The sequence below is a fragment of the Proteiniborus sp. genome (assembly GCF_040308045.1).
Classification (GTDB): Bacteria; Bacillota; Clostridia; order Tissierellales; family Proteiniboraceae; genus Proteiniborus.
This window is the reverse complement of record NZ_JAWRHZ010000041.1, coordinates 67044-85154: the sequence shown is the minus strand read 5'-3', so window position 1 is coordinate 85154 and position 18111 is coordinate 67044. Positions and strand designations below refer to the sequence as shown.

Genomic DNA, 18111 nt, shown 5'->3' with positions numbered 1-18111 from the left:
ATAATAATAACATATAGCACCAAAGGAAATAATCCAATTCATTAAATTATTATACTAAAATAGAGAAATAATAATTATAGGATTAAAATTAATCCTAATTGTAATCTTCACATAGAAATTTTGGGATGAGCTCGAGGGTAATTTTAGCTTTAAGAACACCCTAATATATTACTTTGGGAGGTTGTATATATGGGAAATAAGAACGAAAGAAGAAATTCAACAGACATAAATGGGTATGAGTTTATTCTTGAAAATCAAACTAACGCAACTTTTTTTCCATGGAGCATGATAAGAGATGTAGATGCCATTGATACTATGAGATTCTATAAAGATACTGATGCAGTGGCAAATAATGATTTAAAAGAAAATCAGCTAAAGTAAAAGCTTTATTTCAAAAAACAATAGGGAGCAAAAAGCTCCCTTCATCCTATTCTAGTATTAGTTTGTCCAGCATTAATGGTTCAATATACTTTCCGTTCTTGTAAGCTCTCATGTTGCCACCAGAGATTTCATCAATTAAAGCTATTTCGTTGTCTTCTCCTACCCTACCAAATTCAAGCTTTATATCATATAATTCTATATCTTTTTTAGCTAACTCTTCTTTTATTATATTAGAAATTCTTTTAGTTAAATCTTTTAATGTTTTGTATTCTTCTGATGATAGAATTCCTAACATAACAAGAGCATCTTCTGTAATAGGAGGATCCTGACGCTTATCGTCTTTAAGTGTAAATTCTACAAAAGCATCTAATGATTGTTCTTCTTCTGCATACATACCGTATCTACGCATAAAGCTTCCTACTGCCTTATAACGGCAGATTACTTCAAGCCCATTTCCAAACAGTTTTGCAGGTTTTACTGTCATAGTTGCTTCTTCTACATTAGCATCTATATAATGAGTAGGAACCTCTTTTTTCTTTAAGATATCAAAGAAAAACTTAGTCACTCTAATATTAGCTTTTCCTGAACCCTCAATAGATAAGCCTACTGAGTTGGCTCCTGGATCAAATACTCCGTTTTCTCCTGTTACATCATCCTTAAATTTAAGCAAATAGTTCCCATCTTCTAACGTATAAACATTTTTTGTTTTTCCTTCATATACAGTTTTCATAGCAACAGTCCTTTCTTTTAAATTTTATTTTGCAATCTCTAAGCTCTAATTTAGTTTCTTTCCAATATCTTTTCTGTATTGCATCCCATCAAAGTATATTTTATTTATATTTTCATATATCTTTTTTCTACCTTCATCTATGCTATCAGCTAAAGTAGTCACAGCAAGTACTCTCCCACCATCAGTAATAATATTATCAACTCTTTTTGTTCCTGCGTGAAATATTAGTACATCGCTGTCAACTTTATCTAATCCAGATATAACTTTGCCCTTTTCATAGGCTTCGGGATATCCTCCTGATGCTAAAACTGTACAAACACATGATTTAGGACTCCATTTTAAATCTTCCTGCGATATAGTCCCATCTATGGTCTTTAAAAATATATTTACAATATCACTTTCTAATCTTGGCAGTATTACTTCTGTTTCAGGGTCACCAAATCTGACATTAAATTCTAATACCTTTGCTCCTTCTACAGTAACCATCAAACCAATAAAAAGTATTCCCTTAAAATCTAGCTTCTCATTCTGCAACCCATTCAATACTTTTTCTAATATTTCCACTTTTATTTCAGCCATCAGTTTTTCGTCTAGTATTTTATTTGGTGAAATGCAACCCATGCCTCCTGTATTAGGTCCTTCGTCATTATCAAGTAATCTCTTATGATCTTTTGCACTTTCTAGTGGTATTATTTTATTGCCGTCTACTAAGCACATAAGTGAAGCTTCTATTCCTTCAAGAAATTCTTCAATTATAATTTCCTTCCCAGCCTCTCCAAATTTTCTGTCTTCTATTATGCCTCTAACAGCTTCATAAGCTTCTTCTTTATTGTTGCATATAACTACACCCTTACCTGCTGCTAGTCCATCTGCTTTTATCACCAATGGAAAAGAAAATTCATCTAAGCCATTTATTGCCTCATTAAAGCTGTTATATACTGCATATTTAGCAGTAGGTATCCCATGTTTCATCATGAATTCTTTTGCATATTTTTTACTTCCTTCAAGCATTGCACTCTTTTTACATGGGCCAAAGATTTTTAACCCTTTTTCAGTAAACTTGTCAACTATTCCAGCTACTAATGGTACTTCTGGCCCTACAATAGTCAAATCGATACTTTCTTTTAGTGCAAATGAAAGAAGAACATCTGTGTCCTCAACCTTAATATTCACACATTTAGCAATCTGACTAATTCCTCCATTTCCAGGTGCTGAAAATATTTCAGATACTTTTGGGCTCTGTGATAGTTTCCAAACAATAGCGTGTTCCCTTGCACCACTGCCTATAACAAGTACTTTCATAGTTTCACCTCTCAATTATGCTTATTTTGTAAATACGTGTCATTCCCCGGGAAATATGTCGTAACTAATGTTTAAAATGTCTAGTCCCAGTGAAAATCATTGCTATTCCATGCTTATTTGCAGCATCAATTGAGTCCTTGTCTTTTATTGAGCCTCCAGGCTGTATAATAGCAGTTATTCCTATTTTAGCAGCCAACTCTACACAATCAGAAAAAGGGAAAAATGCATCTGATGCCATTACACTGCCTTTAGTATTTTCTCCGCCTTGTTTAACTGCATTTTCCAATGCCCATATTCTGCTGACCTGTCCTGGCCCTACTGCTACAGTCCCCCCATTTTTAGCTAAAACAATGGCATTTGACTTAGTATTCTTAACTACCTTCCAAGCAAATAGCATATCTTCTAGTTCCTTATCAGATGGCTTTCTATTAGTTACTATCTCTAGTTTTTCATAAAGACAGCTTTGATCCCTATCCTGTACTAGTATTCCTCCTAGAACCTTTTTCATGTCACAACTTGTATATTCATGCTTCGATATACTAGGTAACATTAAGAGTCTTATATTCTTCTTGGTTTTTAATATTTCTAATGCTGACTCAGAATAAAAAGGTGCTATAACTAACTCTATGAATATATCATTTATCATCTTTGCAGTATTTTCGCCTATCTCACCATTGGCAGCTATTATTCCTCCAAATATAGATTGTTTGTCCCCTTCATATGCTTTCTTAAAGGCTTCTTCTATAGTTTCTCCGCTGCCTACTCCACATGGATTTGCATGCTTTACTGCTACAACTGTAGGTTTGTCAAACTCTTTTAATATCTCTAATGCACCATTTCCGTCTCCAATATTATTATAGGACAATTCCTTCCCGTGAAGCTGTACTGCAGCTGTTAAAGTGCCTTTTGTTTCTAATACTTCTGAATAAAATCCAGCACTTTGATGAGGATTTTCCCCATATCTTAAATCTTGTTTTTTATCAAAAGTTAGAGTTATAGTATCAGGAAATCTAATATCTGCCTTTTTGTTGAAATAGCTTGAAATAAGTGCATCATAGCTACTAGTATGTTGAAATACTTTTGCTGCTAAATACTCTCTAGTTTTTTCTGATACTTGACTATTTTTTTCTAATTCATTTATTACAGCATCATAATCTCTAGGGTCTACAAGTACTGTTACATACTTATAATTCTTGGCTGCTGCTCTCATCATTGAAGGACCACCTATGTCGATATTTTCTATTATCTCTTCATGAGTTACTCCTTCTTTCAAAACAGTCTGTTTAAATGGATATAGATTATTCACTACTATATCTATTGCATGTATTCCAAGTTCCTCCATAGTCTTCAAATGATCTTTATTATCTCTTAAGGCCAAAAGTCCACCATGTATCTTTGGGTGAAGTGTTTTTACTCTGCCATCAAAGCATTCAGGAAAGTTAGTAATACTAGAAACATCAATAACATCAATTCCTGATTCATAAAGTATTTTTGATGTACCTCCTGTAGAGATAATCTCCCAGCCCATATTGACAAGCTTTCTTGAAAACTCTACTATACCAGTTTTGTCATAAACGCTAATCAATGCTCTTTTCATTTTATCACTCCCCAACAATAACTTTTCTGTCATTTACATTTATTTTTCCACTGCAGTAAAGACTTACCGCCTCAGTAAGAAGCACATGTTCTACCTTCAACACTTTATTTCTAAGTGATTCCACATCATCCTCTTCACTTATCCGCACTGATTTTTGAAAAATTATAGGACCTGTATCTGCTCCTTCATCTACAAAGTGGACTGTGGCTCCTGTAACCTTTACACCATACTCTAATACTGCTCTATGAACTTTTTCACCGTAGTAACCTTTGCCACAAAAACTTGGGATTAAAGATGGATGAATGTTAATTATTCTATTTTTATATTCATTTATAAATTCACTGCTTAAAATTTTCAAATATCCTGCCAATACTACAAGCTCAATGTCTCTTTTTTTAAGTTCTTCTAGAATTTTTCTATTGAAATCTATATCATTTAAGAAGTCCTTTCTATTGACAAAAGCAGTATCAATACCATTTTTTTTAGCTCGTACAAGTCCGTAGGCATGTTCTTTATCAGATATGACTACACAAATTTCACCATTTATTTCTCCTGCATCTACACCATCAATTAAAGCTTGAAGATTTGTCCCACTTCCAGATATAAGGACTCCAATCCTTACTGATGACATATTGATACGCCTCTCTCTCCATGGACAATCTCACCTATTACATATGCTTTTTCATCTTTAGTTTTTAAGAATTTTATTATGCTATCTGCATCTTGTTGTTCTACTGCCATTATAATGCCAACACCCATGTTAAAGGTTGAATACATCTCATCTATTTCAATATCTCCTAGCTTTTGTATTACATTAAAAATAGGAAGAATTTCAACCTGTTTTCTATTTACTACTGCACTAAGACCATTAGGAAGCATTCTAGGAATGTTTTCATAAAATCCTCCGCCAGTTATATGGCTAATACCTTTTATGTTGAATTTTTCATTCAGTTCTATTAAAGCATTAGAATATATCTTTGTAGGTTTTATTAACTCTTCACCTAATGTACTGCCTAGTTCATCAATATATTGGTTTACATCGTATTTTTTAATATCGAAGAAAAGCTTTCTAACTAATGAAAAACCATTACTGTGAAGCCCGCTAGAAGGAAGACCTATTAGGACATCTCCTTCTTTTATATTCTCTCCAGTTATGATTTTTTTCTTGTCTACTATTCCTACTGCAAAACCTGCCAAATCATATTCGTCTGTTCCATATAATCCTGGCATCTCAGCTGTTTCTCCACCAATAAGAGCACATTCTGCCTTAATACATCCATTTGATATACCTTCCACTATACTTGCTATTTTTTCTGGATAAAGCTTACCAGTAGCAATATAATCTAGGAAGAAAAGAGGCTTTGCACCTTGACAAAGTACATCATTTACAGACATTGCAACGCAATCTTCTCCTATAGTATTATGTTTATCCATGGCAAATGCAATCATTAGCTTAGTGCCTACACCATCTGTTCCAGATACTAAAACTGGCTCATCATACTGATTTTTGTCTAAGGCAAACATTCCGCCAAATCCGCCTAAATCTGATAAAACTCCTTTTATAAAAGTCTTTTGCACATGAGTTTTCATACGTTTGACTGCTTCGTATCCTGCTGTTACATCTACACCTGAGTTTTTATATGTTAGTCCTTTACTCATGAAAAGCACCTTCCTCTCTAGGTATTTCCATAGGATAATCACCATTTAAACATGCTAGGCAAAATCCATCTGTTTTTCCTGTTGATTTAACAAGCCCTTCTTCAGATATAAATCCTAAGCTATCTGCATCAATCATTTCACATATTTCTTCTATGGTTTTATTGGCTCCAACTAAGTGTTCTCTATATGGTGTATCTATGCCAAAGTAACAAGGGAACATTACAGGTGGAGAACTTATTCTAAGATGAACTTCTTTTGCTCCAGCCTTTTTTAGCATCTTCACTAGTTTTCTGCTAGTAGTCCCTCTTACTATTGAATCATCTACAAGTACAACTCTTTTCCCTTCAATGTTTTCTTTTAAAACATTTAATTTTATTTTTACTCCTTCTTCTCTGTTGCTCTGATTTGGTTTAATAAATGTTCTTCCAACATATCTATTTTTTATTAAGCCTATACTGTAAGGTATTCCTGATTCCTCAGCATAACCAACTGCAGCAGATATTCCTGAATCTGGAACTGCAATTACTATATCAGCATCAACCGGACATTCTCTAGCCAGTATTCTTCCCGCTTCTTTTCTGGCATGATAAACGCTTATATCATCAATTCTGCTGTCTGGTCTTGCAAGATATATAAGCTCAAATATACAAAGTTTCTTTTTGCTCCATTTATCATTAAATATGCTCTTAATACCATTTTCATCTATAATAACCATTTCGCCAGGCTCTATATCTCTTATAAACTCTGCTCCTATAGTATCTAGAGCGCAGCTTTCAGATGCCAAAACATATCCATCATCTATTTTACCTAGGCAAAGAGGTCTTATGCCTTGATTGTCCCTTACTCCTATGAGTTTATTTTCTGTCATGAGTACAAGCGCATACGACCCTTTTAATAGCTCCATTACTCTATTAACTGCCTTCTCTATTTCTTCTTTGTGATATCTTGCTATCATATTAGCCATTACTTCACTGTCATTAGTAGTTTGAAATACAACCCCATCATCTTCGAGTATTTCTCTAAGACTATTTGCATTTACTATGCTTCCATTGTGTGCAATAGCAATGCTTCCTTTTTTATATTTAACAACTAATGGCTGAGCATTAATAGCCAGTTTTTCGGAATCTGCCCCATATCTAACATGACCAATGCCCATATTACCATTTAGCTTTTCTAGCTTATTATTATTGTTAAAGACTTCTGATACAAGTCCTGCATCCTTGTAATAACTTATTGTTCCATTATTATTTACTGCAATGCCTGCACTCTCCTGTCCTCTATGCTGAAGGGCATAAAGACCGTAATAAATCATATTAGCAACATTCTCTTCCTTTGAATATATCCCTATTACGCCACATTCTTCTTTAAGTTTATCATCATCAATTAAATTTATGTTCATTATCATTGCCTCCTAACTATTTTGTTAGTTGCATAGTTTACGATTAAGTTCATTATCTTTTTTATCAACCTGTTGAGCCATAGTTTTTCTGTATTCTTTAAGCTTTTCCTTTAGTTCTTCATATTTTATAGACAAAATCTGAATAGCTAAAAGTGCAGCATTTTCTCCTCCGTCTATGGCTACTGTTGCTACTGGTATTCCTTTAGGCATCTGAACTATTGATAATAGTGAATCTAGTCCATCTAATGTTGACGATTTAATAGGCAATCCTATGACTGGAAGTACAGTAACTGCTGCTAATACGCCTCCAAGATGTGCAGCCTTTCCTGCTGCTGCTATTATTACTTCTATTCCGTTTGCCTCAGCATTTTTTCCGAATTCTACTGCTTTATCTGGTGTTCTATGAGCAGATATTACTCTAACTTCTGCATCTACTCCAAATTCCTTTAAAATTTTTAAACCCTTCTCCACTACAGGAAAATCAGAATCACTTCCCATAATAATTGCAACCTTCATGTTATTACCTCCTATCTAAAGTACCTTATCCCTGCTTCAAATAGCTTCTGATCTGTTTCACCATAGACATTTTTATATAAGTCTTTTCCAATTCTCTCTGAATGCCCCATCTTTCCTAGCACTCTTCCATCTGGACTTGTTATTCCTTCTATACTGTGATTTGAACCATTTGGGTTAAAATCTCCATTGTAGCTAGGTTTCCCATCAAAATCTACATATTGAGTGGCTACTTGTCCTTTTTCTATCATTTCCTCAATAGCTTCTTCACTAGCCACTAATCTGCCTTCACCATGTGATATAGGGATAGTAAATACATCTCCTACATTAACGTTGTTAAACCAAGGCGAAAGATTTGACACTACTTTTGTATTAACCATACGTGATACATGTCTTCCTAGCCTATTAAAGGCAAGTGTTGGCGAGTCTTCTTTCATCTCTCTTATTTCTCCATATGGTACAAGGCCTAGCTTTATAAGTGCCTGGAAGCCATTACATATTCCTAGGATAAGCCCATCTCTATTTTTTAGTAAGTCCATAACCTGCTCTACTATATATGGATTTCTAAATACAGTTGCTATGAATTTTCCTGAACCATCTGGCTCATCTCCTGCACTAAATCCACCAGGTAATGCTATTATTTGGCTTTCTTTTATTTTCCTAGCCATTGTAGTTATAGAATCTTTTATATCCTCTGTTGTTATATTTTTAAATACAAAACTATCAACTTGTCCGCCAGCCTTTACGAAGGATTTTTCCATGTCGTATTCGCAGTTTGTACCTGGGAAAATAGGAATAAATACTTTAGGCTTTGCTATACTACATTTTGCTTTAACCATATTTCCTTTGTTATAATTTATTTTTTCAAGGTTTCCCGCTAAGTCCTTTTTAATAGGGAATACTTCATTTAAAGGCTCTTCCCATTCTTTTATTGCAAGGCTCAAATTAATTTCAGTACCACCAATTTTTATAACAGGTTCTTCAGTAGTATATCCTAGTACTTTATACTCTAATCCTTCGAATATCTCATCTAGATTTTCATGGCTATTAATTTCTAATATTATTGAGCCATAGTCAGCTGAGAATAGCCTTCCCTTATCTACATTGTCAGTAAATGTCACACCGATTTTATTTCCAAAACTCATCTTACTTATAGCAGCTGCTATCCCACCATTTCCAATGTTATGAGCTGATAATACTTTTTTGTTTTTTATTAATTGATGCACCTTTAGTAGGTTTCTATTTAATATTTCAAAATCTAGAGTTTCATTTTCCAGCCTAGGTAAACTAATTAAAACTATATGGCTATCAATTTTTTTAAGCTCTGGTGATATAACATCTCTTGCATCTCCTGGGCATACTGCAAAGCTTACTAAAGTAGGTGGTACATTTAGCTCGTTAAACGTTCCAGACATACTGTCCTTGCCACCTATAGAAGGTATATTAAATCCTTTTTGTGCTTCATATGCTCCTAAAAGTGCAGCCAAAGGCTTACCCCATTTTTCACTATTCTTTCCTAGCTTTTCAAAGTACTCTTGGAAAGTAAGTCTTATTTTCCTAGGATCTCCTCCCATCCCTACTATTTTAGTGACTGAATCAACTACTGCATATAGTCCACCATGGAAAGGACTCCAAGTAGAAAGTTCAGGGTTAAATCCATAAGTCATAAGTGTACAAGTGTTTGTCTGCCCTTCTAAAACAGGAACTTTTGCAGCCATTCCTAGTGATGGAGTTAAGTTAAACTTTCCACCGAAAGGCATTAATACAGTACCTGCACCTACTGTACTATCAAATCTCTCTACTAACCCCTTCTGGCTAGCTACATTAAGATTTTTCAAATTGTTTATCCAAGCGGTTTCTATTTCATTATTATCATTCTTAACATGGGCTGATATATTAAAATAGCTTTTTGAATTAGGTTCTTCTATATATGCCTTAGTTTTTTGTCTTACTCCATTAGTGTTTAAGAAATCTCTATCTATATCTAATATTATTTTGTTTCTCCATTTCATAGTTAATCTATTGCTAGATGTAACCTTAGCTACTACTGTAGCCTCTAGATTTTCCTCTAATACATGTTTTTCTAGTATTTCAATGTCATCTTTATCTATGACAACAGCCATTCTTTCTTGAGATTCTGATATCGCAAGTTCTGTACCATCTAAACCTTCATATTTTTTTAATACATTATCTAAATTTATCTCTAAGCTGTCAGCAAGTTCACCTATGGCTACTGATACTCCTCCAGCTCCAAAATCGTTACATCTTTTTATTATCTTACTAAATTCTGTTTTTCTAAATAATCTTAAAAGATTTCTCTCTATTAGTGGATTTCCTTTTTGAACTTCTGCTCCACTAGTTAAAATTGATTCGTCAGTATGAGACTTAGATGAACCTGTTGCACCACCACATCCATCTCTCCCTGTTCTTCCACCTACTAGAACCACTAAATCTCCTTCTTTGGGTACTTCTCTAACTACATTTTCTTTTGGTGTCGCTGCTATTACAGCTCCTAGCTCCATTCTCTTTGCTACATAACCTTCATGATATATTTCAGATACATGACCTGTAGCTATACCAATTTGGTTTCCATAAGAACTATATCCTCTAGCTGCCTCTGTAGTAATTTTTCTTTGAGGTAGTTTTCCTGGAAGAGTATCCTCTACTTTCGTTCTTGGATCTCCGCTACCTGTAATACGCATTGCTTGATAAACATAAGACCTTCCTGATAAGGGGTCTCTTATAGCTCCCCCTAAACAAGTAGCTGCTCCACCAAAAGGCTCTATTTCAGTAGGATGATTGTGAGTTTCATTTTTAAACATCACGAGCCATTCTTCCATTTCTCCATCAACATCTACATTTACATTAATACTACATGCATTTATTTCATCAGAAATATCCAAGTCTTCTAATAAACCTTTTTTTCTAAGCTCCTTCATTCCTATGGTTGCAATATCCATTAAGCAAATAGCTTTGTTTTTGTCACCATAAACATAAGCTCTAGAATCAAGATATTCTTTGTATGCTTTTTTTATTGGGCTACTATATATTCCTTCTTCAAATTTCACATCTTCTATTTCAGTCATAAAAGTAGTATGTCTACAATGATCTGACCAATATGTGTCTATAACTCTTATTTCAGTTATAGTAGGATTTCTCTTTTCTGTTAGCCTAAAATATTCTTGGCAAAATTTAATATCATCATCACTCATTGAAAGTCCCAAATCTTCTTTAAGCTTTATAAGTTCTTTGTAAGATTTTTGGGTAAAATCTTTTATAGCTTCTACATCCATTGGATAAGTTATGTTATCCTCTAAGGTTTCTGGTTTTGCCAAGGAGGCTTCCCTACTGTCTACAGGATTTATGCAAAAGTTTTTAATCTTTATAAATTCGTCTTCTGTAATATCTCCCCTAAGCATTATTATCTTAGCAGTCTTAATAATTGGCCTTTCACTAATAGTAAGAATCTCTACACATTGAGCAGCTGAATCGGCTCTCTGGTCATATTGCCCTGGAAGATATTCGACTCCAAATACCTTATAATCATTATCTGCCTCAAAGTCCTCTTCATAAACTAAATCAATATTAGGCTCTGAAAATATATTTACTATTGCTTTTTCATAATCTTCTCTTGATATTCCTTGAATATCGTACCTATTGACAATTCTAACTTCAGTCAATGACTTAATGCTAAGATTTTCACTTAAATCATTGAACAATTGTTCTGCATCGATATTAAAACCTTTTTTCTTTTCGATAAAAATTCTTCTTACTAGCTTATCCATAATACCACTCCTTTCAAAAAAAATGCCCGGGCAGAGTAAGTTTCACTATACGTGAAACCTACCCGCCCGGGCTTTTATCCCCAAGGTGTAATATTACTCTAAAATAAGCATGAGTAATATCTGTACCGCTCGGACCAGGCAAATGCTAATAAGCACCTCGGAACCCTAGGTACACTTTCATCCATAGTCAAGTAATTTACGGTCACTTGGTAGAAACTTCTCAGCCATATTCTGAGATTTATATGGGCAAATATTAATCTGTTTTATCTTACAAGTTAATGGTAGCAGTAAAAACTAAATTAGTCAATGAATTTTTGCAAATATTTATTTTACATTTCTTTCTAGTTTCCATATACAGGTACTCCGTATGCTTTTCTAGTATCAGATTTTTTCTTTCTTTCTTCAACCTTTTTATTAATTCTTACTCTTTCTCTTCTAATTAAGAAATATGAAGTTAGAGCTGAAATTATATCGGAAATAGGATATGAAATCCACGCACCAATAGCTCCAAGCTTTAGTACTCCAACTAATAGTACTGAAATCGGAATAAATAATATTATCTGCCTGTATATTGAAAGTAAAAAGGATGATTTAGCTTTCCCTATAGCTTGAAAATAGTATATAGAAACATAATACATACTAATTATAGGGAACACTGATATCATTATCCTGAAAGCTTTAACTGATTCATTTATAATATAATTATCTTTTACAAAAATAGATATTATTTGTTTTGCAAATATTAGTACTCCTACCCATAGAACAGCTGAAGTAATTAATGCTACTATAATAGATTCTCTAACAACTTTTCTTAATCTATCATATTGTCCAGCACCAGCATTATATGCTGCAATTGGCTGCATAGCAGCGCTTATTCCAAGTATTGTAATAAACAAGAACATAGATAACTTAGATATTACTCCAGATATTACAACCCCTATGTCTCCTACATTATTGAGTAAAAGATTGTTTAATACTGCCAATGCAAAACCGTCCTCTGCTTCTATTATAAATGCAGCAAATCCAATCATTATTATGGAGCGTGCTGTTTCTTTATTAATACTAAATCTAATCTTCAATTTGAGAACCTTATTTGCTTTGATAAAGTGATATAACATGTAAGTAAAGGCTAAAATCTGAGAAGCTACTGTAGCTATTGCTGCACCCTTTACTCCAAAATCAAGTAGTACTACAAGAACATAATCCACTATTATGTTTGTTATTGCTCCAATAAAATTACTTGTGAGTAATACTCTTCTATTTCCTAAAGACATTAATATATACCCAATTACTACTGTATAGCATTGGAAAACAGAGCCAACTATTATTATGGAAAGATAGTCATTAGCAAGAGGAATAACTGTGTTACTTGCTCCTAAAAACATTAATATCTTTTCTCTAAAAATGAAAATAATAGTTATTAGAGTAAAAATCATTACAATAACAAGACTTAATGAGTTCTTTATATACATTTTTAAACTATCATAATCTTTCTCCCCATTACTTCTAGCAACAGAAGTAGAAGTACCTATTGCCAGCAGCATACCTACAGCTGCTATTATACGCTGAATAGGGAATACTACCACAAGTGCAGCTATGGCATTACCTCCTATTTCTCTACCTACAAATATTGTATCTACCATGTTATATAACTCAGCTACTAATAAAGATACTATAGCTGGTATTGAAAACTTAAATAGTAGCTTGCTTACTTTTTCTTTTGAAAAAGCATTATCATCTAAACCCATAAACATTACCTCCTTATGACCTAACCCGATTTTCTGGATGCTTTTGTCAGAAAATCGATGGTAGGTCAAACGCAATGAGAACCAAATTTGCACGACCATAGGGAGTGAACAAATTTGTGTTTCGAAACTGTTAATTTAAAAAAGCCCTATGTTACTATGTTAATATTAATAGGACCTTTTTTCATTCACTTAGATATTTAGTTTGAGGTACTTGTTTAGGGTCTTTTGATTTGTACTTTTATGGCAAACCTATAAAAAGGTACTTTATTATATTATTAAAGTACCTTTTTTGAATTCTAAAAGAACTGCTCCATTTCCATCTACTGTAATAACTTTATTTGAAAAAGTACTTTTCTTTATGTTAATAAAGGTTGTTTTAGGAAAAGATATTCTCTTTAACAGTTCTTTATCGTCATTACTTAATCTCTCTGGACTTCCCATGGCAATCCAATATCCATAAGAAGAGCCTTGATTTTCGCTAATCTCATATTTTGTTATATTATAGTTATATGATATATTCATCAAATTTAAAGAAAATTTATTCTTTACAGTATTTTTATTATCTTTAAGATTATATAAAAGAATCTGTATATTTTCATTTTCTTCAGTAATTATAAAGCCTTCTCCTTTTCTAATTAGATTATTTCCTAGTTTTGAGAGAAAATAGTATCCATAATAAGCAGGTTTTTTTATTCCGTTTACAGTAACTAGTCCAGCATCTCCACAAAACAACTCATTATCTTGTTTAAAATCTTTGCCAAAGGTATCAAAGGCTTTAAATACTAAATTATTAGTGCCATAGATACAGCTTTGTATAATATATGGAACTATTTCGCAGGTGTCATATGCATTATTTTGCTTAAATACTTGTTTGAATTTTGAGTCAAATTTTATTATTTGTTCTTCTTTAATCATTTCATTTTTAATTTGACTTATATAAATACTTTCATTAAAATAATAATTCCACTCAGTTATCCAATTGCCGTATAAATTATAAAAAAAGTTTGTAAATTCAAATAATAAATTTTCAAAAATATCTGCATCTTCTACATTTGGCACTATAATTATTGGTATTATTTCTACTTTATGAAGAAAATCTAATATTTTCTCCGTATTTCTCCAGTTAATAAAATCCATATTATTTTCTATATATATGCCCATCTCTTCACTAAACAAATTGCTTATTATTCCGTATTTAAAGCCTATATTTTTTTGAATATCCCATATTATTGACTTATTATCTTCTATCAAAAGGTCTTTTGCATCTCCTAAATCTATAGTATCTATAAACTTTAGCTCTATATTTCCTTCTGAGCTAGACAAGTCAACATCTATTGTATATATCCTATCTTCATAATTAAACCGTTTGTAATCCTCCAAATATTGAGAGACCATATTAAGTCCTTCATCAAGAGTAAAATAAGTGATTTGCTTCATTTTCTCAAGTTTCTCATCATCAACTTTATGTTTTTTCCTATACTGCATAGGTGTAGATTTATAATGCTTTTTAAAATGTTTATTATAATATCTGACGTGAGAAAAGCCAACTTCTTCTGAAATCTCTGATATGTTCATATCTGTATCTAATAACAGTTTAGTAGATTCCACTACTCTAACAAAGTTTAAAAAGTCATTAAAAGAATAGCCTAAAGTGTTTTTTATTTTATATGATAGATATTGTGTGCTTAAAAATTCTTTTTTTGCTATGTCCTGTAAGCTTACCTTATTCATATAGTTATTGCTAATATATTTTGCTATTCGATGATATCTTTCTAACTGGAACTCATCTTCTTTTAAGCTTTCCTCATCATAAAAAAGATAGTGAAAATTATTAAGTAAATGATATAAAAGCTCTAAAAGAGATTCCCTTATTATATCATCATAGTCATCATGTTTTTCAGTTATTTCACATAAAAGTTCTGCAAGATATTTTCTAAGAACATAATATTCTTCTCTTTCTTGTATTCCTTCTTCTGAGGAATTTGTGTAAAAAAACACATTATCTATATCATTGTAATATTTCTTGAGGAAGTTAGGATCAATGTCAAATATTAAAACTCTATTATCCTTGTCCTTGCTCTTAATGCTATGAACTTCATTAATGTTTATTATCTCAATTTCCTTTTCTTCTACTATATATGTTTCATTTTCTATAGTTACACTAATGCTTCCTTTAAGCACGAAAAGTATTTCTATTGAATCATGCCAATGCAATGGATATCCTAATACATTTACAAAAGACACATTTATAGGAATATTAGGCATGTATTCTGTAAACTCTTTTCTCATCTTATTTTCCTCGCTCTTTTTATAGTTGTACTATTAATAATATTATATCACATACCAAAGCTGAATACATGGAAGCCTTAAAGCTACACAAAAGCCCCTCTTGATATTAGACTTTTATCTATAGTCTTTCTACCTTAAGGGGCTCATATCGCTATGCCTGAGTTTTTTAAGCTCTTAGCTAAATATTGCAAAGATTACTTCTTCAAGAATAGGCTCTTTAGCGGCCTTTGATAAGATTTCATTTTGCTTTATGAAATTTGGGATTCTATTTTTTGGTATTCTTTTGTACATATTGTAACTTTCTATTGTCATATTATAAAAGTCATCATAATTATAGATTTTAAATCTTTCAATTTCACATTTTTTAGCCATTTCTTCTACTAGTGCAATAACTAGTTCTTCATATTCTATGTTCTTATCTAATTCTAAGAGTTCTATTAGTCTAGGAATAATAAATTCTAATAACATTCTTCTATAAGGTAGATCTTCAAATCCTAAAATTTTACCTATCCTTAATATTTTTTCTTCATCAATTTCTAGTAGATAATTTAAAAAGAACTCTTCATTATTTTTTGGTTCTAAATAATACTTCCTTCCTTTTAAGTTTTTAAATACTTTAAAAGTATCAAAATATCCTAGTTGAAGATTTTTTCTTGCATTTCTATTAGTAAAATCTAATGAATTACATAGCTTTTCAGAAGGCTCTATATAAGTTATTTCTAAGTCATTTTCTTTAATCTTTCTTACTCTTCCTATTGCAAAAAGCCTTATGGCAATAATATTCCTATAGCCTTTTTCATATAAAAGTCTTATGGGGAGATTATCATGGAAGCTTCCATCTAAGAATAACTTCCCATCTACTTTTTCAAGCTTAAAAGCAGGATGATAAGCACTGGCCATTATATAATCTGATATCTTTCCTTCTGGAATATCCTCCTTAAAAAGCTCCATTGATTTTTTATCACTTAATGATACTGTAACTATTCCAAAATCCACCTCAGATTCTCTAATCTTATTTTCATCTATGTTTTCATCTAATAGCTTCCTAATATGCCTTGTATCTAAGCCTTTGTCTTTTATGATTTTTCTGAATCCTCTTGCAAGTCTAGGGATGTCTCTTGTTTTTATTTCCAAATTTACAATCTTCTTAAAATCTCTATCATTTACATCAAAAATGTCTGAAGGTATTATATTATACCATAGTTCATATGCTTTTTCTAAATCTCCCTGTACAATCATTGCTCCATTAATTGCACCAATAGACGTACCAACTACTCCATTTATTTCTATACCTAGTTCCATTAAAGCCTTATAAGCTCCAATTTCATAAGAACCCTTAGCTCCTCCACCTTCTAAGACTAATCCAACCATAATCCACCTCTTATATTTCATGTTTTATAATTATTCTATATCATATGTTTATATTAGCTATTTTATTTAATATATAAGTAGTTATTCTCTCTATTTGATAATTTCTTGAATCTCTATATCTATATTATATCTAAGAAAAGAGCACTCTTCAAAATGAAATAATTATTAATTCATTTGCAAAAGTATATGTTGTTAAAGAGCTACAGATTAATAGTCATTTGTTTGTGAAGTATTCACATATTAGAATCATCGTTTGTTTAATATAATTATAAGTAAAGAAAGCTTCCATTATATGTATAGAAAAAATCTATATTATCTCAGTTTATTATAATTTATTTGAATATTAAGAAAACATCTAGCACCTCATTAGACTCTATAATAAGCACTAAAATATTAAATACATATATGATTTTTATCCAACAATAAAATGGTTAATTCATGCACATGCATTGAATATAATAAAAAAATAAGGAGGTTAGTTATGTTAAGCAAATTTGATTATTTTAAACCACAAACTCTAGAAGAAGCTATAACTTACTTAAAGAGTAATCCAGGTACCAAGATTCTTGCTGGGGGTACAGATATAATGATACTCTTACGTCGTAATATTGAGTTAGTAGACCATATTCTAGATATTAAAGGTATTCCTGAACTCAAAAATGTAGAGTATAAGCCAGGTGAAGGTTTGTTTATCGGTGCAACTGTCACAGTAAACGAAGTAGCTGAATCAAAAATAATCCGAGAAAAATACGAAGCATTAGGACAAGCAGCTGATACTGTTGCTTCGTTTCAATTAAGAAACCGTGCAACCTTAGTAGGAAACATCACCAACGCATCTCCTGGTGCTGATTTATCTTCACCTCTATTAGTGTACAATGCAAAAGTACACATTATAGGACCAGAAGGTGAACGAATTGTAGATATTGACAAATTCTTTACAGGTGTGAAAAAGACAGTTTTACAAAAAGATGAAATTGTAACAGGTGTATCTCTTCCAGATGTAGAGCAAGGAGATATGAGCACATATAACAAACAAGCTCGTATAAAAGGACATGATTTAGGTATAGCAGGTGTATCTGTACGTATAACTGCTAATAAAGAAGTACTTATTGCTATGTCAGCAGTAGCTCCAACTCCAATAAGACTTACTAAGCTTGAAAAGCTTATATCCAGTAAAAGCTTAACACCTGAAACTGCAGAATGGCTAAGTAAGGAAGTAGCTAATCATATAAACCCAATCTCAGATGTTCGTTCTTCAGCAGAATATCGTCTACATGTATCTGGAGTTTTAGCTAAAAAAGGATTGTTACAGCTTATCGAAAAGGGGGTTAATTAGA

At 32.2% G+C, this 18111-nt stretch carries 13 protein-coding genes and 1 riboswitch; of the genes, 2 read left to right on the top strand and 11 right to left on the bottom strand.

Annotation, left to right across the window (positions count from 1 at the left end):
• The first annotated feature begins 189 nt into the window (after window positions 1-189).
• Window positions 190-381, top strand: a complete 192-nt coding sequence (locus ABV008_RS08365; RefSeq protein ID WP_352419373.1) for a hypothetical protein — start codon at window positions 190-192, stop codon at window positions 379-381.
• 46 nt (window positions 382-427) lie between these two features.
• Here ABV008_RS08365 and ABV008_RS08360 read toward each other — a convergent pair whose 3' ends face one another.
• The 11 genes from ABV008_RS08360 to ABV008_RS08310 all read right to left on the bottom strand — a co-directional run bounded on the left by ABV008_RS08360 (window position 428) and on the right by ABV008_RS08310 (window position 16774).
• Window positions 428-1111, bottom strand: coding sequence for a phosphoribosylaminoimidazolesuccinocarboxamide synthase (locus ABV008_RS08360; RefSeq protein WP_352419372.1), 684 nt, complete (start codon window positions 1109-1111; stop codon window positions 428-430).
• A 45-nt stretch (window positions 1112-1156) separates the two neighbouring features.
• On the bottom strand, window positions 1157-2413 hold the full coding sequence (gene purD, locus ABV008_RS08355) for a phosphoribosylamine--glycine ligase (protein WP_352419371.1): 1257 nt from the start codon (window positions 2411-2413) through the stop codon (window positions 1157-1159).
• A 64-nt stretch (window positions 2414-2477) separates the two neighbouring features.
• Complete coding sequence (purH, locus tag ABV008_RS08350; protein ID WP_352419370.1) at window positions 2478-4010, bottom strand: bifunctional phosphoribosylaminoimidazolecarboxamide formyltransferase/IMP cyclohydrolase; 1533 nt, start codon at window positions 4008-4010, stop codon at window positions 2478-2480.
• A gap of 4 nt (window positions 4011-4014) precedes the next feature.
• Window positions 4015-4641 carry a phosphoribosylglycinamide formyltransferase gene (purN, locus tag ABV008_RS08345; protein WP_352419369.1) on the bottom strand — a complete coding sequence of 209 codons (627 nt, stop codon included), beginning with the start codon at window positions 4639-4641 and terminating at the stop codon, window positions 4015-4017.
• On the bottom strand, window positions 4629-5669 hold the full coding sequence (gene purM, locus ABV008_RS08340; protein ID WP_352419368.1) for a phosphoribosylformylglycinamidine cyclo-ligase: 1041 nt from the start codon (window positions 5667-5669) through the stop codon (window positions 4629-4631). Before purM ends, purN begins: the two co-directional genes overlap by 13 nt.
• Window positions 5662-7068, bottom strand: a complete 1407-nt coding sequence (gene purF / locus ABV008_RS08335) for an amidophosphoribosyltransferase (RefSeq protein WP_502929763.1) — start codon at window positions 7066-7068, stop codon at window positions 5662-5664. Before purF ends, purM begins: the two co-directional genes overlap by 8 nt.
• A 24-nt stretch (window positions 7069-7092) precedes the next feature.
• The gene (purE, locus tag ABV008_RS08330; protein ID WP_352419366.1) at window positions 7093-7584 is read right to left on the bottom strand and encodes a 5-(carboxyamino)imidazole ribonucleotide mutase; all 492 of its coding nucleotides are present in this window, start codon (window positions 7582-7584) and stop codon (window positions 7093-7095) included.
• A gap of 11 nt (window positions 7585-7595) precedes the next feature.
• On the bottom strand, window positions 7596-11366 hold the full coding sequence (locus tag ABV008_RS08325) for a phosphoribosylformylglycinamidine synthase (RefSeq protein ID WP_352419365.1): 3771 nt from the start codon (window positions 11364-11366) through the stop codon (window positions 7596-7598).
• A 164-nt stretch (window positions 11367-11530) separates the two neighbouring features.
• A riboswitch (purine riboswitch) is annotated at window positions 11531-11632 on the bottom strand.
• A 75-nt stretch (window positions 11633-11707) separates the two neighbouring features.
• Entirely contained in the window at window positions 11708-13114 is a 1407-nt protein-coding gene (locus tag ABV008_RS08320; protein WP_352419364.1) for an MATE family efflux transporter, read from the bottom strand.
• 267 nt (window positions 13115-13381) lie between these two features.
• Entirely contained in the window at window positions 13382-15403 is a 2022-nt protein-coding gene (locus tag ABV008_RS08315; RefSeq protein WP_352419363.1) for a helix-turn-helix domain-containing protein, read from the bottom strand.
• Between the two features lie 174 nt (window positions 15404-15577).
• On the bottom strand, window positions 15578-16774 hold the full coding sequence (locus ABV008_RS08310) for a patatin-like phospholipase family protein (protein WP_352419362.1): 1197 nt from the start codon (window positions 16772-16774) through the stop codon (window positions 15578-15580).
• A 481-nt stretch (window positions 16775-17255) separates the two neighbouring features.
• On the opposite strand from ABV008_RS08310, the gene ABV008_RS08305 reads away from it, so the two are divergent.
• Window positions 17256-18110, top strand: a complete 855-nt coding sequence (locus tag ABV008_RS08305) for an FAD binding domain-containing protein (RefSeq protein WP_352419361.1) — start codon at window positions 17256-17258, stop codon at window positions 18108-18110.
• The last annotated feature ends 1 nt before the right edge of the window (window position 18111 follow it).